Origin of the sequence: uncultured Gulosibacter sp. (assembly GCF_963509965.1) — a bacterium.
Lineage (GTDB): Bacteria > Actinomycetota > Actinomycetes > Actinomycetales > Microbacteriaceae > Gulosibacter.
Genome location: NZ_CAUPDE010000008.1, coordinates 41,563 through 61,677, shown reverse-complemented (window position 1 = coordinate 61,677; position 20,115 = coordinate 41,563). Strand labels below are relative to the sequence as shown.

Sequence of the window (20,115 nt, the reverse complement as noted above, 5' to 3'; positions counted from 1 at the left end):
GGAAATGTGGCCAAAATGTGGGCACAGCCAGTTTCTGCATGCTCGAGAATCCTTTGACTTCCGCTTGTTTAAGCCGAAGGCGGGGGAATCATATTGGTGGGCCCAGCGGGGCTCGAACCCGCGACCCATGGATTAAAAGTCCACTGCTCTGCCATCTGAGCTATAGGCCCACCGAGCAGTCTAACGTGATTCGTCCCGTCCTTGCACATCCTCGCCATCATCAGTGTCGTCAGCGCTGTCTTCAACAGCCATGTCTGCGTCATCATTCGCTGTCGCATCGTTAGTCAGCTCGCTGACGAGATCATCCGCACTCAGCGGGGCCACCGCATCCGCTTGCCCGGGGCCCTGCACCGCAAAATGATCGCGTTCGCCGCGCCGCCACCAGTTCAAATAGGCAATCAGTGCGAACAGGCTGGCCATCGCCGCAATCAGCGTGCCGAAAAGCGCCGGATGCACACCCAGATAGCGGTTGAGCTGCGCCCACCCCAGCACCTGCAGCCAGCCGATTGCCAGCAGCTCGAGCACTGCCCAGATCGCGATCGTCGGTGCCGTAATGGCACGCGGTCGCGCCGCGCGCACCACCAGCATCAGTGCCAGCACAATCAGCGGCAGCGTCGGTACGAGCCCAAGCGCTACCCGGCCGATAGCTGAAAGCCCCGAACCTTCGGCGTGGCCAGAACCAAAACCGATCTGGATGAGCTGCCAACCGTGTAGCGGGCCACCAACCGTTTCACGGAAATCAAACTGCGTTTGCCACCAGGGCAGCAGCAGCGAAACCAGCATGATCAGAGCCAATACCGCGGCAGTGATGCGCTTCACGGGGGCTTCCGGCGCCGTTTGCTGCTGGCGCGAATCGACAAGCGGCTCATTGGGTTCGCTGTTAGCGTCGTGAACTGACTGGCTCATGAGGTCTAGCCTAGGGGTACTGTCAGGCGGGGCTGCGCCGGTGTGAGTGCAGCAGTTACCGGATGCAAGAAAGCGAGCCTTGTGGAACGACATCATCGGCCAGTGCGGATGCCAATCGAGGCATTTGATCACTACATCGGCGGTGACGATCCTGCAGCGATCAGCCGAGTGGCACACGAAACCGCCCGTGCCCTGCTGCACCGGGTGCACGGCAGTGACGATCCGAGCGTGGTGAAACGCACTATTCGCTACACCGCCGAGCACGGCGTGTCTGATCTGGCCGAACTGTGGGCCAAGTCGGCGCCGCGCACGCTGCCCGGCGCGCTCTGGCGGCTGTATCTCGTGCACGCGGCGGTGTCGCGCGATACTGACGGCGCGGCGATCGCGTTTCGACGGGGCGTGGCCAGAGATCGGTCGATTCACACGCTGGTCGCGGGCGCACCCGAACCCACCGGGCCGACAGAAATTCGCGAACTGACCGATGAAATTTTGCGCGGTGCATTCACCGGCGACTTCGCAAACGCGCTCGACCGGGCCGCATCGTTCTGCATGGTCATGTCGCTCGGTTTTGGTGCTTTCGCCGACGATATCGATGCGGGGGATGGGCTCACTAGCGAGCCACAAAAACTTGCCGAAGCAGCTGCGGTTCGCGGCGCACGCTACCTGGAATACGGGCGCGATTTAGCTGCTGCCGCAGCGCTGCAGCGCCAGGGAAAGCTCGACTAGCGCGGGCTGCAAATCGCCACTGGCGAGTCGACGCGAATGCCGGTATCGTGGTGACCCGCCGGGCCGCAGTAACCCCGGGCTCCAATTTTTGCCGCTGCGAGCGGCCCTCCGCCGAGAGGCGTTCTGCGGCCCGGTATTCTTATTGCCGGCACGCGTCGGTAGCCTCCTGCACCCCGTTCATACTTCAGCCGGCATCGATTGGCTGCGGCGGAAAAGCAAGCGGCCTCGCGCATCCGAAGATGGCGAGGCCAGCTGCAAACGACCGACGAACTAACCGAAACGACCGGTTACGTAGTCTTGGGTTTGCTGGTTCGAGGGGTTCTCGAAGATGGTGCGGGTGTCATCAAACTCGATGAGCTTGCCAGGCTTACCGGTGCCGGCAATGTTGAAGAAACCGGTGCGGTCGCTCACGCGGGTTGCCTGCTGCATGTTGTGGGTCACGATGACGATGGTGTAGTCGGTCTTGAGCTCGTGGATGAGGTCTTCAATCGCGAGCGTCGAGATCGGGTCGAGGGCCGAGCAGGGCTCGTCCATGAGCAGCACGTCGGGCTTCACCGCGATCGCGCGGGCAATGCACAGACGCTGCTGCTGACCACCCGAAAGGCCCGCACCGGGAGCGTCGAGACGGTCTTTCACCTCTTCCCAGAGGTTTGCGCCGCGCAGCGAAGTCTCAACGAGCTCTTCGGCATCCGCTTTCGAGATGCGCTTGTTGTTGAGCTTCACTCCGGCGAGCACGTTCTCGCGAATCGACATGGTGGGGAACGGGTTGGCGCGCTGGAACACCATACCGATGTGGCGACGCACAATCACGGGGTCGACGCCGTGGCCGTAGAGGTTGTCGCCGTCGAGCAGGATCTCGCCGTCGACCCAGGCCTTGGGGATGACCTCGTGCATGCGGTTGATCGAACGCAGCACGGTTGATTTACCGCAACCCGAGGGGCCGATGAACGCGGTAACGCTCTTCGGCTCAATAGTCATGTTCACGCCTTCGACGGCTTTGAACTTGTCGTAGTAGATGTCGAGGTCTTTGATTTCGATGCGCTTAGCCATTGAAATTCCTTTTCTAACGTTGTTCCGCCACGCGGTTAGCGGTTGCCCTTGGGCGAGAAGTAGTGCGAGATAACGCGGCCGATGAGGTTCAGCACGATCACGATGACGAGCAGGATGAACGCGCCACCCCAGGCGAGCAGCTCGGCCTCGTGCTTTGCGTTACCGATGAGCTGGAACGAGCCACCGTGCTGGTTGTAGACGAACACCGGCAGCGAGGTCATGATGCCCTGGAAGGGGTTGGTGTTCATGTTGATCGAGAAGCCAGCTGCCACCAGCAGCGGCGCGGTTTCACCGATCACGCGAGCGATGGCCAGCAGCACACCGGTGACCAGACCGGCGAGGCAGGTGGGCAGCACGACGCGCACGATGGTGCGCCACTTTGGTACACCGAGCGCGTATGACGCCTCACGCAGGTCGGGTGGCACCAGGCGGATCATCTCTTGGGATGAACGCACCACGGTGGGAATCATCAGCACCATGAGCGCGATCGCACCGACAAAACCGGAACGGATTTTGGTGAGGTCTCCGCCTGATTGTTGCACGATGAGCAGGAACAGGGCGTAGGCGAACAGACCAGCAACGATCGACGGAACACCGGTCATTACATCCACGAAGAAGTTGATGGCGCGCGAGAGGAAGTTTCCCTTGCCGTATTCAACGAGGTAGATCGCGGTGAAAATACCGATCGGCACCGAGATGAGTGTCGTCAGCAGCGTGATCCAGAGGGTACCGACGATAGCGTGCAGTGCACCCTTTTGGCCGGGGCGTGAAGCATCGCTGGTGAAGAAGTGTTCGAGACCGAGACCGGGAACACCGCGGACAACGAGCGAGAACACGAGCGACAGCAGCGGGATCATTGCCAGGATGAAGGCGGTAACCAGCAGGCCCGAAACCAGTCGGTTTTTTGCCTGCCGGGCGCCTTCAACGGTGCGGCTGACCCAGTAGATCGCCACCAGGTAGAGCACCGCGGCGAGCGCCATCCAGCCGCCCCAGTTGAAGTTCACGGTGAGCTGGCCGGTGCGTTCGTTGACCTTCGAGAATTCGTCGCCGGAGGTCATCCACATCAGGCCAAAAATGATGCCCGAAACAACGAATGCGGCAACCAGCAGCAGCGGCGCGACCGAATCCTTGAGGCGCCCGGCAGCGAGCGAGTTTACTTTTTTCTTGCCCGTGTGTTTGGTTGCAGAAGTTGCAGTAGTCACGTTTGGCATCTCCTACTTGTTGTTTCGAGCGATGATGAAGCGGCCGATCGAGTTCACCGCGAGGGTGATGGCGAACAGCACCAGACCGCTAGCGATCAGTGTGTTGCTGTTCATACCGTGCGCCTCGGGGAAGTTCTGCGCAATCGATGCCGCGATGGTGGTGGGGTTCTGTGCGGTGAGCACCTGGAAGCTCACGACCCCGGTGCCCGAGAGCACCATGGCGACGGCCATGGTCTCACCGAGTGCGCGGCCGAGCGCGAGAATGCCGGATGCAAACACACCCGAGCTGGCGTAGGGGAATACTGCCTGCTTGCACATCTCCCAGCGGGTGGCGCCGAGTGCGAGCGAGGCTTCTTCGTGCAGACGCGGGGTTTGTTTAAAAATTTCTCGTGAGAGCGAGGTGATGATCGGCAGGATCATGATCGCGAGCACGATTGCGGCGGTCATGAGGTTACGGCCCGAGGGAACGATGTTGCCGCTAAACAGCGGGAACCATGCCATGTATTCGTTGAGCCACTTGTAGAGCGGGCCGGCGATGGGGGCAAGCACGATGATGCCCCACAGACCGAACACAACCGATGGCACCGCGGCAAGCATATCGACGATAAACCCGAACGGCCCGGCGAAACGGCGCGGCCCGAAGTGGCTGATGAACAGCGCCACACCAATACCTACCGGGAGCGCGATCAGCATTGCGAGCAGCGACGCCCAGATGGTGCCGAAGGCAAGCGGCGCAACATACTGCCAGAAACCGCCCGCGGCCTGTCGGTAGTTGTCAGGGGCTCGAGATCCGAGCGGTTCGACGATCGCCGGTGCACCCTGGGCGAGCAGGAATACAAAGACCGCTGCCAGAATCGCGAGGATGAGCGCACCCGACGTAGTCGAAATAGTTTGGAAGATGGTGTCGCCCGCGCGGCGGACGGTCGCAGGGCGAGATGCCTGCGGAGCCTGAGCAGTATCAGCGCTCGTCATCTGCTTGCCTTCCTAAAGTTGGTTGGATTGCAAAGGGAAGTTTGGTAACGGATGATGCCCGGCACCCCGATTTGGGGGAGTGCCGGGCAACATCACTGTTCTTGACGTATCAGTTCAACGTCTTCAAGTAGCAGATGACTACTTGATGGTGTCGATGGCAGCCTGTGCCTCGCTGCGGATCTCGTCCGAGATCGGAGCGTTGCCGGCAACGCCAGCGGCTGCATCCTGAGCCTCGGGGCTGATCACGTAGTTGAAGTAAGCCTTCACGAGCTCAGCCTTGGCCGAGTCAGCGTACTCCTGGCAGCCGATGAGGTACGACACGAGAACGATCGGGTAGGCACCCTCAACGCCGGTGTAGTCGAGGTCGTAGACCACGTCGGTCGCCTCACGGCCCTCAGCCTTCGGCGAGCCAGCCACAACGGCGGCAGCAGCTTCGGGGGTGTAGGCGACGAAGTCTTCGCCCGACTTGACCTTGGCGGTCTGCAGCTCGGTTGCGGCCGAAGCGTCGAGGTAACCAATCGAACCCTCACCAGCGGCGATGGCCTGTGCCACACCACCGGTCTTGTCGGCAGCTTCGCCACCGAGGTCGCTCGGGAAGGCGTCTTCGGTGCCGTAGGTCCAAGCCTCGGGAGCAGCAGCCTCGAGGTACTTGAGGAAGTTACCGGTGGTGCCCGACTCGTCGGCGCGGTGAACCGCGTTGATGGCGGTGTCGGGGAGCTCGACGCCCTCGTTCAGCTTGGCAATTGCCGGGTCGTTCCACTTGGTGATCTTGCCGGCGAAGATGTTCGAGAGGGTCTCACCGTCGAGGTTCAGCTCTTCAACCTCGGGAAGGTTGTAGCCGATAGCGATGGGCGAGATGTATGCGGGGAACTCGACCAGGGCCGAACCCTCGGCGCAGCTGCCGAACTTGCCTTCTGCGATTTCTTCGGTCTTGAAAGCACGGTCTGAACCGATGAAGTCTGAGGTGCCGGCGACGAAGTTGTCGCGGCCCGGGCCCGAGCCGGTGCCGGTGTAGTCGACGGTCACGCCGTTGTTCTCCGACTGGAAGCCGGGAACCCAAGCCTCGGTCTGAGCGGTGCCCTGCGAGCTAGCGCCGGTGGCGCTGAGGGTGCCCGAAAGCGACGACGACGCGCCACCCTCGTTGCCGGTAGCAGCAGCGGTCTCGCCTGCGTCCGAACCGCCGCCGGCGCAGCCAGCGAGAGCGAGAGCGGCAACTGCCGAGAAGGCAACAGAAGTGCCTACGCGCGAAAGCTTCATTGAGTTTCCTCCATAGATGGGGTTTGTGGAACCAGAACGGGGTTCGAAGCGAAGCTATGCGCTGCGAGTTACGTGACATCGTGCTGGGGGTAAACGCTTGATGAACGTCATTTATCTAAATTCCCTAGCTCGGCGTCACTTAACTGTCAGCAATGCGGTCAAATAACCGGGCCGTGCGTTTCGGCAGCAACCATCCCTCGGCGCACATCTGCCACTGGCACATGCAGCACCGAACACTCGGCGGTCGACAGCATTGCCTGGCGTGATAGGCCGCTCAACCGGGTGCTGGTGGCGTTCGCGAGCACGGTAAGAATCTCGGGCATCACCGGCGAGTGGCTGCACAGCACCACGGGTTCGCGTCGCTCAAGCACATCCGCCAACACCTCGGTGAGCCCCGCATCCCCAGACGAGGTGTTCTGCGACAGCGAGGCGTGGCTTTCGGGAAAGATCCCGAGTGCATCCGCCAGCGGCGCGATTGTCTCGCGGCAGCGGGCAGCCGTTGAGGTCAGGATGCGCTGTGGCGCGAAAGCGCGCAGGATCGGAATAATGTGCTGCGACTGTTCCAGGCCACGCGAGGTCAGCGGGCGGGTCTCATCGTGCCCCGGCCACTGCGCAGCCGGTATCGCCGTGGCGTGACGCAGCAGCACAATCGGGAAGGTGCTGGCAATACCGCGCTCATAGCGTTCGGCTAACAGCTGCAACAGTTCTTTATCACGCTCGTAGCTGAGCGCCTGTTTCGCCTTTTTCACCGAGAGCCACTCGAGCCGGTCGACCTCGGTGTTGGGCGTGAACTCATGTTTGGTGAACTGCGTGTCGCTCACCTCGCTCGACCAGTAGTGCACCTCTTTTGGTCGGCCGCTTGGCAGCGTGTAGTCAATGATGCCCAGCGGAGCCCCCAAGGCCACCCGGTAACCGGTCTCTTCCCAAACCTCGCGCGCAGCGGTCTGCGCCAGCGACTCACCCGGATCCACCTTGCCCTTTGCCAACGAATAGTCGTTGTGCCGGTTGCGGTGAATGACCAGCACCCGCAGCTTTTTACCGTCGAACCGCCACAGCACCGAGCCGGCGGCGTAGACGGTTTGGTCGCGATTGCTGGTTGGCGGCTGCATAGTTGTCTTTCTTGCTCAAAGAGGAGGATTAGCGAATTGCCTGCGGGCGGGCGCGCTGCACGTAGTCGTTCATGATGACGTCATGCAGTTCGGCCAGCGGCTGGTCGTTGTCATCATGGGCAACTCGATGCCAGGTCGCATCCGAATCGAGGTGCCAGCTCGCCACCTCACCAGACATAACCAGGTCGAACATGCGCTGGCAGCGCTGCACATGCTCGGGCTGGGTGAGGAGCACGAGCGCTTCGATGCGGCGATCGAGGTTGCGGTGCATCATGTCGGCCGAACCGATGTAGACCTGCTCATTGCCACCGTTCAAGAACGAGAACACGCGCGAGTGTTCGAGATAGCGGCCAACCACTGACCGAACTGTCATGGTCTCGCTCATTTTGGGCACGCCGGGACGCAGACCGCAGATACCGCGCACAAACACCTCAACCGGCACGCCGGCGCGGCTGGCGGAATAGAGCGCGTCGATAATTTCCTCGTCGATCATCGAGTTCACCTTGATGCGCACGCGACTCGGTTTGCCCGCGAGCGCGGCCTGACGTTCGCGCTCGATGAGCTTGAGCAGCCCCTTGCGCAGGTGCAGTGGGGCAACGAGCAGGCGGGTGAAATCGCGCTCGATGGCGTAGCCCGAGAGTTGGTTAAACAGGCGTGTCACGTCGGTTGACACTTCGGGGGCGCAGGTGAACAGGCCCATATCTTCGTAGATGCGTGAGGTCTTCGGGTGGTAGTTGCCGGTGCCGACGTGGTTGTAGATGCGCAATTGACCGTCTTCGCGGCGGATCACCTGCAGCAGCTTGCAGTGGGTCTTGAGCCCAACGAGCCCGTACACCACGTGCACGCCTGCCTTTTCGAGCTTGCGTGCCCAAACGATGTTGTTCTGCTCGTCGAAACGTGCCTTAATCTCAACGAGCGCGAGCACCTGTTTGCCGGCTTCTGCGGCCTTAATCAGTGACGCAATGATCGGGGAGTCGCCCGAGGTGCGGTAAAGCGTTTGTTTGATAGCCAGCACATTCGGATCGCTCGCGGCCTGGGCGATGAATGCCTGCACACTGGTCGAGAACGACTCGTAGGGGTGCTGCACCAGCACCTCCTGTTCGGCAATGGCGCTGAAAAGATCGGTGGGTTCGGCATCTTCGCTGGGCCGGAACTCGGGTGCAGTGACCGGCACGTGCGTGGTGAACTTGAGGTCGGGGCGATTAATACTCGACAGCGCGAACAGTGCCGTCAGGTCGAGCGGGCCGGGGAGCACCGTGACCTCGTTATCGGTGATATCGAGCTCATCTTTCAGCAGTGAAAGGGTCTCGGCGTCCATATCATCCGACACCTCCAGCCGGATGGGCGGGCCGAAGCGGCGGCGCAGCAGCTCTTGTTCGAGCGCCTGCAGGAGGTCTTCGGTTTCGTCTTCTTCGATGTTGACGTCTTCGTTGCGGGTGATGCGGAAGGCATGAAAGTCAATGACCTCCATCCCCGGAAACAGCTCATCGAGATGCTGCGCGATGAGGTCTTCGAGCAGGATGAACCAGTGCTGCCCCTCAGGCGCGCGCAGCGGGTACAGGCGGGGCAGCACCGGCGGAACCTTGAGGCGGGCAAATTCCACCCGGTCGGTTTGCGAGCTACGCACCCGCACCGACAGGTTGAGCGACAGGCCAGAGATATAAGGGAAGGGATGCGCCGGGTCGACCGCCAGCGGCATCAACACCGGGAAAATTTCGGTGTCGAACACCTCGTGCAGGTGTTGACGGCTCGATTCATCAACGTCATCCCACTGCAGGATGCGGATGCCCTCGGCGGCGAGTTTTGGTTCGAGGTCGTCACGCCAGACTCGAGCGTGACGTTGCTGCAGCTCGTGGGCCCGAGCACGGATCCGTGTGAGTTCGACCGTGGGCGGCACACCGGCAGGAGTGGGCACGGCCAACCCCAGGTCGATGCGTCGTTTCAGCCCGGCGACACGCACCATGAACCATTCGTCAAGGTTTGAGGGGAAGATCGCCAAGAAGTTTGCTCGCTCAAGCAGCGGCACGCTGGGGTCTTCGCCGAGCTCGAGCACGCGCTGGTTGAAAGCCAGCCAGCTGAGTTCGCGGTCGACATAGCGGTCGAGTCCAAGATCGTCGAGGCGGTCTGCGGCAGAGGTCATTCCACGCGTCCTTTCAGTCCGTGGCGCTGCTGTTCACAACTGTAGTTCGGTCGAGGGAGTACTGAACATCCAAGCGATGCGTGGTAAACCCAAGACGACGATAGAGGCTCATAGCCGGGGTATTACTGCCGTCAACGTAGAGCATCGCGTGCTCAGCTCCGCGTTCGAGCAGGTGGTTGAGCCCGGCGTTCATAAGCGCTCGGCCAAGACCGCGGCCGGCGAGCGCGGGGGTCACCCCGACCACATAGATTTCGTGGTCGCTGCCGTCGATCTTGCACCAGCAATAGCCCGCTAGCTCACCGTTTTCGGTGAGCACCAAGAAGTCTTCAGCGTTGAACCATGGCTGCTGCATGCGGGCCCGAAGGTCGGCCAGCTGTAGCCGACCCTGTTCGGGATGCGCGGCAAAAATTGTGGCGTTCAAGACCACCCAGTCGCGAGCATCCCGGGTCGCATCAAAGGTGCGAATCTGCATTCCGACAGGGAGTTCTGGTTGCGGCAGCGGCGTGTTGAGCGGCAGCGTCAGCACATAGAGTTCGCGAGTGGCCGCGGCACCGAGCATGGCTGCGAGCTCGCGAGATCCGGGCAGACTGCCATGCGCCCACACCCGCAGCTGCGGTGCCGCACTGGTGTTGAGGGTGTCGGCGAGTTGGTGGGCGAGAGCGGCACCGATGCCGCGACGCCGAGCAGCGGGATGCACGACCAGCTCGGCAGCAATCATCCCGGCATCCTCATGGTGCAGGGCAGCGCCCAGTGGCGAACCGGATGCATCCCGCGCAATCAGTGCCTGCCGCTGATCGGGGTTGAGGATGGTCTGCTCGTTAAACGGGGGTAGGCCATCAACCGCGGTTGCCGCGCGGGTGAGCTGCTCGATATCGGCGGTGAGTTCGGTCGCCGTATCAGCTGCTGCAATTGTGAAATGCTGCACCAGGTTCTCCCTCGCTTATTGGCCCTCGAAAATTGACGCGCTGTGAACATGCTAGTCAGGCCGGTGCGGCACAATTGCGGTATGGATACTGGCTCGCTGACCAAACGTGAACGCGCCTCCGTTGGCATCGCCTGGGTGATCGCGCTGCTCTCGGCAATCCTCATCGGGGTGCTCGCCGGGCGTGACCGTCAGATTGCCTGGGTTTCGATTGCGATGCTGATGCTGGTGTTTGTTTCGGCGCTGCTGCAGCTCATCCTCGCCAAACCGGCCGGGTTCATCCACCGTATGTCGTTGAGTCTGGCCGGTGCCGCGGTCATCCTGGCACTTGCCTCGCTGGTGTTTGTGCTGGCGGGCGCATCCGGGTTTGTCACCGCGCATTAGCCCCGGCCTGCGTCGCTGCCGAAGTTGCCCGACCTGCCTCTCTGCTTCCCTGCCTCTCTGCCGCCCTGCTCTGCAGAATTTTGTTTCCTGGCCTCAAAAATTTGTTTCCTGACATCAGAATTTTGGCTGCAAAACTCGGAAATAACGGCGTTTTTGGGCCGGATAGCCGCATTGCGCAGCCAGGAAACAATTCTCCGGTGAAAACTGCAGCCAGGAAACAAATTTCGTATGTGAGTCGGGCAGGTGCAGCGTCAAGCAGGGTGGTGGTTCGGCGTGAACTGCAAGCAGGGTGGTGGTTCGGCGTGAACTGCAAGCAGGGCGGAGGTTCTGCAGGTAGGGATGGTGCGGTGAGTGGGGCGGGATGCACATCGGGAATGACGCGGGGAGCGCGGCAGGCATCGGCTAGACTGAAAGCATGGATGCAGCGATGTTCTTTGAGATTCTGTTCATGGGCCTGCTCGGTGCCGCGATGGTGGGCATCGTTGGCGTTTCGTTTGCCGTGATCCGCGGTCTGTTCAAGGGCCAGAGCTAGACACATAGCTCACCACCCAGCGCCGGTTTTTGCGTCGCTGAAACAGCACGCCAGTTGTCGCGCGTGGTCGTCATGCGGCGGCTGCGACGAATGAAACTCCGGGATGAAAGATGTTTGATATTCCCACTGATCTGCCACCCGAACTGGTGCCGCTGACCTGGCTTATCGGCACCTGGGAGGGTGAGGGCATGGTCGAGTATGAGGTTGACGGCAAGCTGCGGATGCATCCGTTCCACCAGCGTGTCGAATTCACCCACAATGACCAGCCGTTCCTCGAGTACCGTTCTCGTTCGTGGCTGTTGCCGGACGGATCCAGCGACGCTGACGGCACCGGCGAACCCGGCGCAGGTGAGAACAGCACTGAAGGAGCCGAAAAACCTTTTCTTCCCGAGGGAATGGATGCGCTCATGCCCAAGGGCCCGACCATCATCCCTGCCGCATCTGACGAGCTGGCGGGGCTCTTACCGCTGACCAGCGAAATGGGTTTTTGGCGCCTGGCTCGACCGCGCGATGCGGGTGATGTGGGCCCGGGGATGCTCCCGCCGAGCGATAACACCTCGTACCCGAATGCCGATGCGGTTGAAGAGTTGCGCAACGACCAAAATGGTTTCGACCTTGAAGTGACTCTTGCGCATCCCACCGGCGTGAGTGAGCTGTACTACGGCATGATTCGCGGGCCGCGCGTTGATCTGGCAACCGAAGGGGTTGTGCGTTCATCCGGCAGCGCGGAATACCGCTCGGCCACGCGCATGTACGGTCTGGTGCAGGGGCGCATGTTTTGGGCGTGGGATATTGCCGCCCTCGGTGGTGAACTCGCAACCCACGCCTCGGCCCAACTGACGCGGGTGTCAGAGTGAGCGATAACCCGTTTCTGAGGCTTGCCGGAGCCGTTGAAGGTGTGGCACCCGATGCGGGAGTTGCCGCGCACTACGGCGAACCGTTGCGTGAACAGCGGGCCCTCGCTCGAGGTGCGGCCGTTGTCGATGCGAGCCACCTCGGGGTGGTGCGCGTGGCGGGACCCGATCGCGCCGACTGGTTAACCTCGCTCAGCACGCAGGTGCTCACGGTTGGCGGATCAGGTGAGGCGCTCATCCTCTCGCCCCAGGGCCGCATCGAACATCAATTTGCGTTCGCGGATGACGGCGAATGCACCTGGCTGATTACCGAACACGATTGTGCGGCTCCGCTGGCTGAGTTTCTTAACCGGATGCGGTTCATGAAGCGGGTGGAGGTTGCCGATCTTTCGGATGAACGCTTTGTGTTCGCCTCGATAGGCGCGATGGCTCTACTCGACGGCTTTTCGGATGCAGTGGTGTGGGACGACCCCTGGACCGGTATCGCCACCGGCGGCACGCAGTACGCCGCGGTCGCACCTGAAGAACATCCGGGCACACGTTTTCGGATGCGGTTCACGATTGTGCCTGTCGAGGGGCGCGATCGGCTGCTGACGGCAGCGCGCACTGGCGAATTACCGATGGCGGGCATGTTGGCGTTGGATGCGTTACGTGTCGCCGCATGGCGGCCACGCCTTGCTCGTGAAGTTGATGAGCGGGCACTACCGCACGAGCTCGATCTGCTGCGCAGTGCCGTGCACCTCAACAAGGGTTGCTATCGAGGTCAAGAGACCGTCGCTAAAGTGCATAATCTTGGGCATCCGCCGCGGCGACTCGCACTACTTGATCTTGATGGAATGGACGGTCGGCTTCCGGCACCGGGCGCGCTCGTGCACGCGGATGGAAAACCGGTTGGTCGCATCACCAGTGCCGTGCTGCATTACGACGAGGGCCCGATTGCCCTCGCGCTGCTGAAACGCACCGTTGATCCGGTAGCGGAGTTGCAGGTCGACCTGGATCTCGCACCGCAGGTTGCCGACGGTGCCACCGCTGAGTCGACTCCCGGCGCACCCGAACAGATTTCCGCATCCCAAACGGTCATTGTGGCGCCGGATGCTGGTGATGCCGCACATATTGCCGAGCTTCGGCAGCAATTCCGGCGTCACTAGTACTTGACCCCACCAACGTCGGGAGGGAGGTGCGGGCCATGGAACCGAGCGCGGTGCCCGTAGCGGAGTTTCTCGCCACGGTGAGCGAACGTCGACGCAGCGAAGCCGAGCAATTGATATCGGTGCTCGCCAGCATCACCGGCGAAACACCCCGAATGTGGGGACCGAGCATCATCGGTTTCGGCGAGGTGGCCTATCGGTATGAGACCGGTAGGCAGGGGCTCATGCCTGCGGCTGGGTTTAGCCCGCGAAAAGCGGCGATCACCATCTATGTGCCCGAGGGCTTTGACACCTATACCGATCTGCTCGACCGGCTGGGCAAGCATCGGATCACCGTGTCGTGCCTCTACCTCACCCGTCTCGAACATGCTGATCCGCACGTTCTGCGCGAGCTGCTTGAGCGCAGCTATCGGCACCAATTAGCGCAGCACTAGCCCCAGCGCGTCACGCCATGACAAATGTCATGGTCAAATTGTGACCGTTGGCGCATCCGCTGTTTCCATTGGCTGCCGAAGATGGAGTCATGAACTCCAAACTTGATGCCACGGCGTCCACGACGCAGCCCGCGGGCACCGCACCAGCGCTGCAACTCACCAACCTCGTGAAGACGTTTCCGAATCCTGGCGGTGGCCAGTTTCGGGCAGTCGACGACCTCTCACTCACCATCGGTAACGGTGAAATTGTTGCGTTCCTCGGACCGAACGGAGCCGGCAAGACCACCACGCTCGACATGGTGCTGGGGCTCACGCAACCCAACGGTGGCACGGTACAGGTGCTCGGCATGACACCGGCTGAAGTGGTTCGCCAGGGACGGATCGCGGCCGTGCTGCAGACAGGCGCACTGCTGCCCGACCTTTCGGTGCGCGAAACCGTGCAGATGATCGCGGCGCTCTACCCGAAGAATATTGGCGTCGATGAGGCCATCAGCCGCGCGGGCATCCAGCAGATCGCGGGCCGCAAAGTGTCGAAGTGCTCGGGCGGTGAACAACAGCGGCTGCGCTTCGCACTCGCGTTGCTGCCGAACCCCGACCTGCTGGTGCTCGACGAGCCTACTGCGGGTATGGATGTCAACGCCCGCAACGCATTCTGGTCGACGATGCGCGCCGAAGCTTCGCAAGGGCGCACGATTATCTTCGCCACCCACTATCTGAAAGAGGCCGAAGACTTCGCCGAACGCATCGTCCTGATCGCACAGGGACAGCTCGTTGCAGACGGCGCCGTTGACGAGGTGCGGATGCTCGCCGGCGGCAAGTCACTGACCGCCCACCTGCCGGAAGTACCGGAATCAGAATTGCAACAGATCCCGGGTGTGAAGCAGGCACATCGTGTTGACGAGTCCCGCATCGCGCTGAAATGTCACGACGCCGATGCCGCCGCACGCTACCTCCTCACCAACACTTCGGCACGCGACCTCGAGATCCGTGCCGCCAGCCTTGATCAGGCATTTGAACAGCTCACCACCAATAACGGTAAGGACCAGTCATGACCACCGATGTTGCTCGCCGCTTCTTGAACTTCCGCTACATCGGCTTCGACCTGCGCCGCAACCTGCGGATGTTCAGCACCGTCTTCTTCGTCATTGCCCTCCCGGTGGCGATGTTCGCCATCTTCGGCACCATGTCGGATTTCTCGAGCACCGAACTCGACACCGGCCGTGGCAGTATCACCGCGAGCATCATGGTGGGGATGGGCGCCTACGCGGCCATCACGGCCACCACGGCACTTGCGGGCTCGGCGGCCGTCGAGCTGCAGCAGGGCTGGGGTCGACAGCTTGGTCTCACCCCGTTCACCACGGCTGGCTACATCATCAGCAAGGTGGTGGTGGCCTTGAGTTACGCAATTCTTGCGATCGGTGCCGTCTACCTCACCGGCGTGTTCGTTGGCTCGCGCATGGACGGTTGGGTCTGGGCCGCGACGGCCGGTCTTTTGCTCGTCGGCGCAACCGTGTTTGCGCTCTACGGTCTCGCCTTCGGTTTGCTGCTGCGCAGTGAAGCGGCCGTCAGCGCGGCGAGCGGTATCGTCGTGATCCTCATGTTCCTCGGCAACGCATTCGTGCCGCTGAGTGGCTTCCTACTCGACTTCTCGGTGTTCACCCCCGTGTGGGGCCTGAACCGCCTCGCCGTGTATCCGCTCGACGGCGGCAGTTACTTCGATCCAAGCACCGGCAGCCCGGTCCAGTATGAACTGTGGCAGATGCTGGTCAACCTGGCGGTCTGGACGGTGGTATTTGCGGTGCTCTGCATCATTGGCGCGCGCCGCGGCACCAGCCGTCGGTAGATTCAAACCATGCCAATAATGCGGATGCGGGAGCGTCACGGATTCAGCGCGAGCGAGATGTATGGCCTGGTTTGGCTCATGTTCCTGCTCGTCCCGCTCGTGCTGATCTGGTCGCTCGACCCTGCCGAACTCTACTGGCGCATCATCGCCACCATCGCGACGGTGATCTTCGGCGCCATCTGCGCGTGGACGACACTCTTCGAACGCTGGCCGCTGCGCCGAAACGGTCTGCTCACGCTGCCGCAGGTGGCGCTGGTCCTTGCCGTGCTCGCGGTGCCGATCGTCATCAGCGTGCCTGCCCTCGGCGTGGGGATCACCTCGTTTGCGCCCTATATCGCTGCCGTGGGGGTGTTCGGGCTGCCCCTGCGGCGAGGCCTGTATTGGGCGGCGATCACCGCGCTGATCACCACCTTCGTGCCCTGGTTCATCTCGCCCGAGCTGGTCTTTACCGCGGCGATAGGGCCCGCGCTCGGGGTGCTATTCATCGTCGTCATGCGGGTGCTTGACGAGCGCAGCGCGGCCGAGATGCGCGCCCAAAACGAGTTGGCGTGGGTGCAGGAGCGTGAGGCAATATCGCGCGATGTGCACGATATGCTCGGCCACACGCTCACCATTGTGTCGCTGAAAACCCAGCTGGCGCTGCGCACGGTTCGCAGCGATCCTGACCGCTGCGAGGCCGAACTCACCGAATTGATGCGCCTCAACCAGCGAGCCCTCGAAGAAGTTCGAGCCACCGTTGGCCGATTGCGCACCCCTGACCTCGCCGCCCAGGTCGACGATGCCGAATCCGCCATGCGAGCCGCCGATGTTGAAGTAACCAGGCTGGGGAACTGGGCACGATGGAGCCCCGACCGCCGTGCGCTCGCGGCCTGGGCGATCCGCGAGACCAGCACCAACATCATCCGGCACGCGGGAGCCACGGAATGCCGCATCGAGTTTTCAGAACAGGGATTCAGCATCACCGACAACGGGAAAGGCGTCGCCAACCTGCGCGAGGGCCACGGCCTCACCGGGTTGCGCCGTCGTGCCGAAGACGGTAGCGGCACCCTCAGCATCCGCGATACCGGCACCGGCACCGAAGTGAGATTGGAATTCGTATGACGGATGCAATCCGGTTGATTATTGCCGACGACCAGGCACTTGTTCGCGGCGCGCTCGCGGCGCTGCTGAATCTCGAAACCGACCTCGAAGTCGTGGGGGAGGCGAGTTCTGGCACCGAAGCGGTCGCACTCTGCCAGCGTGGGCGAGTGGATGTGGCGCTGCTCGACATTGAGATGCCCGGCCTTTCGGGGATCGAAGCGGCCGCGGCGATTCAGCAGCAGGGGCTCAATACCCGAGTGCTGATCGTCACCACATTCGGGCGGCCGGGATACCTGCAGCGTGCACTCGCCGCGGGGGCGCGGGGATTCGTTGTGAAGGATGCGCCGGCACAAGACCTGGCGGAAGCGGTGCGGCGGATTCACCGAGGAGAGCAGGTGATTGATCCACAGCTTGCGGTGGAATCGATTTCACTCGGCCGTTCGCCACTCACAGAGCGTGAGCGGGAAGTATTGACGGTAGCGCGCACCGGCGCAAGTGTGCGCGATATTGCCGCGCAGCTTTTTCTCTCGGAGGGAACGGTACGAAATCATCTCTCTTCGGCGATCGGCAAACTCGGTGTTGACAACCGCACCGCCGCCGCCAACGAAGCTGCCGAGCGCGGCTGGCTCTAGCGCATCCAGAATCCGGTAGCACTGCGTTACCCGCAGGCCACCCGACCCCGATACGCTAGAAGCATGAATGCACCGCTGACGCTCATTCTCGTCCGCCACGGACAGAGCGAATGGAATGAAAAGAACCTGTTCACCGGTTGGGTCGATGTCGAACTGACCGAAAAGGGCCGGGGCGAGGCCAAGCGCGCCGGTGAGCTGATTCGTGAGTCGGGTCTGGCTCCCGACATTCTCTACACTTCGCTGCTCACCCGCGCGATCGACACCGCAAATATTGCGCTCAAAGAAGCCGGCTTTGCATGGATTGACGCCAAACGCGACTGGCGCCTCAATGAGCGCCACTACGGTGCGCTGCAGGGCAAAAACAAGGCCGAGGTGCGCGACGAGTTTGGTGAAGACCAGTTCATGATCTGGCGCCGCTCATATGACGTGCCGCCGCCCCCGCTCGCCGACGACGACAAGTGGTCGCAGGTGGGTGAGCGTCGCTACGCGAACCTTGGCGACGACATCCCGCGCACCGAGTGCCTCAAGGATGTGCTCGAGCGTCTGCTGCCGTTCTGGGAATCGGACATTGCGACCGACCTGCGTGCCGGGAAGACGGTGATGGTCGCGGCCCACGGTAATTCATTGCGTGCCCTCGTGAAACACCTCGACGGAATCGGTGATGACGAGATTTCGGCGCTGAACATCCCCACCGGTATCCCACTGGTATACGAACTCGATGCCGAAACGCTCAAGCCGATCGCGCCGGCACGCTACCTCGACCCCGAGGCGGCCGCGGCAGGCGCCGCGGCTGTCGCCAACCAGGGCGCCCAGAAGTAGCCGATCGTAATCCACAGCGGCGGGGCCAGTTCAACCGAACCGGTCCCGCCGCTGTGCGCTAGTGGTAACTATTTGGGTTGCCTATTCGGCTGCGACGCCCTCTTGCAGGTAGCGCATCCGCCTGGCGATGGCGACGGCGTGATCGCTGAAACGCTCAAAGTATCGGTTGGCGAGGGTCGCATCCACCACCTGCTCGGCAGAAACCGACTCGTCGACGGTCGAAAGGCCGTCGAGCACCTCCTTGTGGAGGGCATCGTTGGCGTCGTCGCTGGCGATAATCTCGTCGAGCAGCTGCGGGTCTTCGGTTTCGATGAGCTTGCGCACGCGTTCAGCCTGAGCGACGCAGAGCTCGCCAGCCTCGCGGAAATGCTCACGCAGCGGCTCGGGTGAAACCTCAACGGGGAAACGCATTCGCGCGAGCTGGGCGATGTGGGCCGCCAGATCACCCATGCGCTCGAGCGAACTCGAGATGCGCATGGTCGAAACGACGAACCGCAGGTCACGAGCCACCGGCGACTGCAAGAGCAGCACCTCGATGGTGAGGTCATCGATGTGCGCGGCAGCTTCGTCAATTTTCATGTCGTTGCTGATGACCTCGTCGGCCAGCGCCACATCCGAGGTTTGGAATGCACGGGTGGCGTTGCGGATGGCGTTCACGACACCGTCGGCAACCTCGATGAGACCGGTCTGAATATTGGCTAGTTCCTGCTGAAAAACTTCGCGCACTGAAAACTCCCATTGGTTTGCGGTGTTGGATATCAACGGATGCGGTGAGCCCATACGGTGCGCGCCCAATCCGCGACCCGAGGTAACTTAGCTGTTCAAAGTGACGTTTCGGTGAAAATCTCACCATTATTCTTGAAACATGGATGTCGGCGCCGCACTTTTGATCACCTTTCTCATTGGCCTGGTTATTGGCGTGGTCACAACGGCAATAGTCATGGTGCTGGATCGTAGGCGGCAGAATCTTGCCGAACTTTTGGAGCCGCGCCTGAATGACTCGGTGATTGAGGTGCTCAAAGCGCTCCCACAAATGGCAATTGTTACCGACCGTTCATATAACGTCGTTTGGGCCTCACCCGGTGCAACCGTGAAAGGCTTGGTGAGTCGAGACAATCGACTCACACAGCGGCTGCAGGCAGTGGCTCAGGTGGCCTGGGGTGCCGACGACCATAGTGAAACCCAGCTGATGCTACCGAGGGGCCCGTTTGGTAGCGCCGCGATCACTGTTCGGATTCGTGCCAATCAGCTTTCACCGCGCTACCTCATCCTGCTTGCTGAAGATCTCACCGAGGCGATCCGCGTCCAGGAGGTTCGCCGAGACTTCGTGGCCAATGTGTCGCACGAACTGAAAACACCGATTGGTGCTGTGACGCTGCTCGCCGAAGCGATCGGCGAGGCTTCGGATGATCAGGAGCAGGTGGAGTATTTCGCCAAGCGGCTATTGACCGAGGGTGACCGGCTCACCCGTCTCGTGCGCGAGATCATTGATCTTTCGCGCCTACAGTCAACCGATGCCATGGCGGAGGCCGAAGACGTCGATATCGCTGATGTGGTGGCCAGCGCAGTCGACCAAACCGCGACTATTGCCGAGGGGAGGAACGCCACCGTGAGTGTGCGTGTCGACCCCGATCTGGTGGTGTGGGGTGATCCGCGACTGCTGGTGATGTGCATGCAAAACCTGATTACTAACGCGATTTCATACTCTCCCGTGGGCTCTCGCGTGGGTGTTGGCGCTCGCCGGCAGGGTGACGTGGTGGCGATTTCGGTGACCGACCAGGGAATCGGTATCTCAGAAGAAGATCAGAAGCGCATCTTTGAACGTTTCTATCGCGTGGATACGGCGCGTTCGCGCAACACCGGGGGTACCGGGCTCGGGTTGAGCATTGTGCGCCACGTGGTCGAGAATCACGGCGGTGATATTTCGGTGTGGTCACAGCTGGGGAAGGGGTCGACCTTCACCGTGCGTCTGCCACTGGTTGAGACCTTCAAGCCCGGACACGGCTCGGCTGAGGCGCCTATGATCAACCCGATTCCGCTTTCGGTGCCCGAACAATAACCGCCTCGAATGCGGGGCCGTGAATGCCTGTTGGCGGCCGCCATCT

Annotated in this window: 20 protein-coding genes and 1 tRNA gene; 11 read left to right on the top strand and 10 right to left on the bottom strand. The window is 61.8% G+C overall.

Going from position 1 to position 20,115, the window contains the following annotated elements; translation table 11 throughout:
* Positions 1-94 precede the first annotated feature (94 nt).
* A tRNA-Lys gene (locus RQ865_RS06540) sits at positions 95-170 on the bottom strand.
* Between the two features lie 10 nt (positions 171-180).
* Positions 181-906, bottom strand: a complete 726-nt coding sequence (locus RQ865_RS06535) for a hypothetical protein (RefSeq protein WP_311478321.1) — start codon at positions 904-906, stop codon at positions 181-183.
* 108 nt (positions 907-1,014) lie between these two features.
* Here RQ865_RS06535 and RQ865_RS06530 point away from each other — a divergent pair, with 108 nt between their 5' ends.
* Positions 1,015-1,632, top strand: a complete 618-nt coding sequence (locus RQ865_RS06530) for a DNA-directed RNA polymerase subunit beta (RefSeq protein WP_311478361.1) — start codon at positions 1,015-1,017, stop codon at positions 1,630-1,632.
* A gap of 270 nt (positions 1,633-1,902) precedes the next feature.
* On the opposite strand, the gene pstB is transcribed toward RQ865_RS06530, so the two are convergent.
* The 7 genes from pstB to mshD form a co-directional block, all read right to left on the bottom strand.
* Positions 1,903-2,682 (bottom strand): phosphate ABC transporter ATP-binding protein PstB, encoded by a 780-nt coding sequence (gene pstB / locus RQ865_RS06525; protein ID WP_201518140.1) that lies wholly within the window; start codon positions 2,680-2,682, stop codon positions 1,903-1,905.
* Between the two features lie 35 nt (positions 2,683-2,717).
* Positions 2,718-3,893: a phosphate ABC transporter permease PstA gene (gene pstA, locus RQ865_RS06520; RefSeq protein WP_311478320.1), complete on the bottom strand. Its 1,176-nt coding sequence runs from the start codon at positions 3,891-3,893 to the stop codon at positions 2,718-2,720.
* A gap of 3 nt (positions 3,894-3,896) precedes the next feature.
* A complete protein-coding gene (pstC, locus tag RQ865_RS06515) occupies positions 3,897-4,856 on the bottom strand; it encodes a phosphate ABC transporter permease subunit PstC (protein ID WP_311478319.1) in 960 nt (319 codons plus the stop codon).
* Positions 4,857-4,994: 138 nt separating this feature from the next.
* Positions 4,995-6,113 (bottom strand): phosphate ABC transporter substrate-binding protein PstS, encoded by a 1,119-nt coding sequence (gene pstS, locus RQ865_RS06510; protein WP_311478317.1) that lies wholly within the window; start codon positions 6,111-6,113, stop codon positions 4,995-4,997.
* A gap of 158 nt (positions 6,114-6,271) precedes the next feature.
* Positions 6,272-7,222 carry an NUDIX domain-containing protein gene (locus tag RQ865_RS06505; RefSeq protein WP_311478316.1) on the bottom strand — a complete coding sequence of 317 codons (951 nt, stop codon included), beginning with the start codon at positions 7,220-7,222 and terminating at the stop codon, positions 6,272-6,274.
* Positions 7,223-7,250: 28 nt separating this feature from the next.
* A complete protein-coding gene (locus RQ865_RS06500) occupies positions 7,251-9,362 on the bottom strand; it encodes an RNA degradosome polyphosphate kinase (RefSeq protein ID WP_311478315.1) in 2,112 nt (703 codons plus the stop codon).
* 13 nt (positions 9,363-9,375) lie between these two features.
* Complete coding sequence (mshD, locus tag RQ865_RS06495) at positions 9,376-10,287, bottom strand: mycothiol synthase (RefSeq protein ID WP_311478314.1); 912 nt, start codon at positions 10,285-10,287, stop codon at positions 9,376-9,378.
* Positions 10,288-10,368: 81 nt separating this feature from the next.
* On the opposite strand from mshD, the gene RQ865_RS06490 reads away from it, so the two are divergent.
* The 9 genes from RQ865_RS06490 (at position 10,369) to RQ865_RS06450 (ending at position 18,010) form a co-directional block, all read left to right on the top strand.
* A complete protein-coding gene (locus tag RQ865_RS06490; protein ID WP_311478313.1) occupies positions 10,369-10,668 on the top strand; it encodes a hypothetical protein in 300 nt (99 codons plus the stop codon).
* A 642-nt stretch (positions 10,669-11,310) separates the two neighbouring features.
* Positions 11,311-12,057, top strand: a complete 747-nt coding sequence (locus RQ865_RS06485) for an FABP family protein (RefSeq protein WP_311478312.1) — start codon at positions 11,311-11,313, stop codon at positions 12,055-12,057.
* The gene (locus tag RQ865_RS06480; RefSeq protein WP_311478310.1) at positions 12,054-13,202 is read left to right on the top strand and encodes a folate-binding protein; all 1,149 of its coding nucleotides are present in this window, start codon (positions 12,054-12,056) and stop codon (positions 13,200-13,202) included. The genes RQ865_RS06485 and RQ865_RS06480 overlap by 4 nt, the downstream gene beginning before the upstream one ends.
* A 38-nt stretch (positions 13,203-13,240) precedes the next feature.
* On the top strand, positions 13,241-13,636 hold the full coding sequence (locus tag RQ865_RS06475) for a DUF1801 domain-containing protein (RefSeq protein WP_311478308.1): 396 nt from the start codon (positions 13,241-13,243) through the stop codon (positions 13,634-13,636).
* Positions 13,637-13,725: 89 nt separating this feature from the next.
* Positions 13,726-14,688, top strand: a complete 963-nt coding sequence (locus tag RQ865_RS06470) for an ABC transporter ATP-binding protein (protein WP_311478306.1) — start codon at positions 13,726-13,728, stop codon at positions 14,686-14,688.
* Complete coding sequence (locus RQ865_RS06465; RefSeq protein ID WP_311478304.1) at positions 14,685-15,479, top strand: ABC transporter permease; 795 nt, start codon at positions 14,685-14,687, stop codon at positions 15,477-15,479. Before RQ865_RS06470 ends, RQ865_RS06465 begins: the two co-directional genes overlap by 4 nt.
* 9 nt (positions 15,480-15,488) lie before the next feature.
* Complete coding sequence (locus tag RQ865_RS06460; RefSeq protein ID WP_311478302.1) at positions 15,489-16,580, top strand: histidine kinase; 1,092 nt, start codon at positions 15,489-15,491, stop codon at positions 16,578-16,580.
* Positions 16,577-17,191, top strand: a complete 615-nt coding sequence (locus RQ865_RS06455; protein WP_311478300.1) for a response regulator transcription factor — start codon at positions 16,577-16,579, stop codon at positions 17,189-17,191. Before RQ865_RS06460 ends, RQ865_RS06455 begins: the two co-directional genes overlap by 4 nt.
* A gap of 63 nt (positions 17,192-17,254) precedes the next feature.
* Positions 17,255-18,010: a phosphoglyceromutase gene (locus RQ865_RS06450; RefSeq protein WP_311478298.1), complete on the top strand. Its 756-nt coding sequence runs from the start codon at positions 17,255-17,257 to the stop codon at positions 18,008-18,010.
* An 81-nt stretch (positions 18,011-18,091) separates the two neighbouring features.
* Here the strand turns inward: RQ865_RS06450 and phoU are convergent, their stop codons facing one another.
* Positions 18,092-18,736, bottom strand: coding sequence for a phosphate signaling complex protein PhoU (gene phoU, locus RQ865_RS06445; RefSeq protein ID WP_311478296.1), 645 nt, complete (start codon positions 18,734-18,736; stop codon positions 18,092-18,094).
* 139 nt (positions 18,737-18,875) lie between these two features.
* Between phoU and RQ865_RS06440 the strand changes: the two genes are divergently transcribed.
* Positions 18,876-20,069, top strand: coding sequence for an ATP-binding protein (locus tag RQ865_RS06440; protein WP_311478294.1), 1,194 nt, complete (start codon positions 18,876-18,878; stop codon positions 20,067-20,069).
* The last annotated feature ends 46 nt before the right edge of the window (positions 20,070-20,115 follow it).

Excerpts from the sequence above, each read along its gene's own strand:
- RQ865_RS06535 (WP_311478321.1), bottom strand. The coding sequence starts at position 906 with ATGAGCCAGTCAGTTCACGACGCTAACAGCGAACCCAATGAGCCGCTT.
- RQ865_RS06530 (WP_311478361.1), top strand. The coding sequence starts at position 1,015 with ATGCCAATCGAGGCATTTGATCACTACATCGGCGGTGACGATCCTGCA.
- pstB (WP_201518140.1), bottom strand. The coding sequence starts at position 2,682 with ATGGCTAAGCGCATCGAAATCAAAGACCTCGACATCTACTACGACAAG.
- pstA (WP_311478320.1), bottom strand. The coding sequence starts at position 3,893 with ATGCCAAACGTGACTACTGCAACTTCTGCAACCAAACACACGGGCAAG.
- pstC (WP_311478319.1), bottom strand. The coding sequence starts at position 4,856 with ATGACGAGCGCTGATACTGCTCAGGCTCCGCAGGCATCTCGCCCTGCG.
- pstS (WP_311478317.1), bottom strand. The coding sequence starts at position 6,113 with ATGAAGCTTTCGCGCGTAGGCACTTCTGTTGCCTTCTCGGCAGTTGCC.
- RQ865_RS06505 (WP_311478316.1), bottom strand. The coding sequence starts at position 7,222 with ATGCAGCCGCCAACCAGCAATCGCGACCAAACCGTCTACGCCGCCGGC.
- RQ865_RS06500 (WP_311478315.1), bottom strand. The coding sequence starts at position 9,362 with ATGACCTCTGCCGCAGACCGCCTCGACGATCTTGGACTCGACCGCTAT.
- RQ865_RS06490 (WP_311478313.1), top strand. The coding sequence starts at position 10,369 with ATGGATACTGGCTCGCTGACCAAACGTGAACGCGCCTCCGTTGGCATC.
- RQ865_RS06485 (WP_311478312.1), top strand. The coding sequence starts at position 11,311 with ATGTTTGATATTCCCACTGATCTGCCACCCGAACTGGTGCCGCTGACC.
- RQ865_RS06475 (WP_311478308.1), top strand. The coding sequence starts at position 13,241 with ATGGAACCGAGCGCGGTGCCCGTAGCGGAGTTTCTCGCCACGGTGAGC.
- RQ865_RS06470 (WP_311478306.1), top strand. The coding sequence starts at position 13,726 with ATGAACTCCAAACTTGATGCCACGGCGTCCACGACGCAGCCCGCGGGC.
- RQ865_RS06465 (WP_311478304.1), top strand. The coding sequence starts at position 14,685 with ATGACCACCGATGTTGCTCGCCGCTTCTTGAACTTCCGCTACATCGGC.
- RQ865_RS06460 (WP_311478302.1), top strand. The coding sequence starts at position 15,489 with ATGCCAATAATGCGGATGCGGGAGCGTCACGGATTCAGCGCGAGCGAG.
- RQ865_RS06455 (WP_311478300.1), top strand. The coding sequence starts at position 16,577 with ATGACGGATGCAATCCGGTTGATTATTGCCGACGACCAGGCACTTGTT.
- RQ865_RS06450 (WP_311478298.1), top strand. The coding sequence starts at position 17,255 with ATGAATGCACCGCTGACGCTCATTCTCGTCCGCCACGGACAGAGCGAA.
- RQ865_RS06440 (WP_311478294.1), top strand. The coding sequence starts at position 18,876 with ATGGATGTCGGCGCCGCACTTTTGATCACCTTTCTCATTGGCCTGGTT.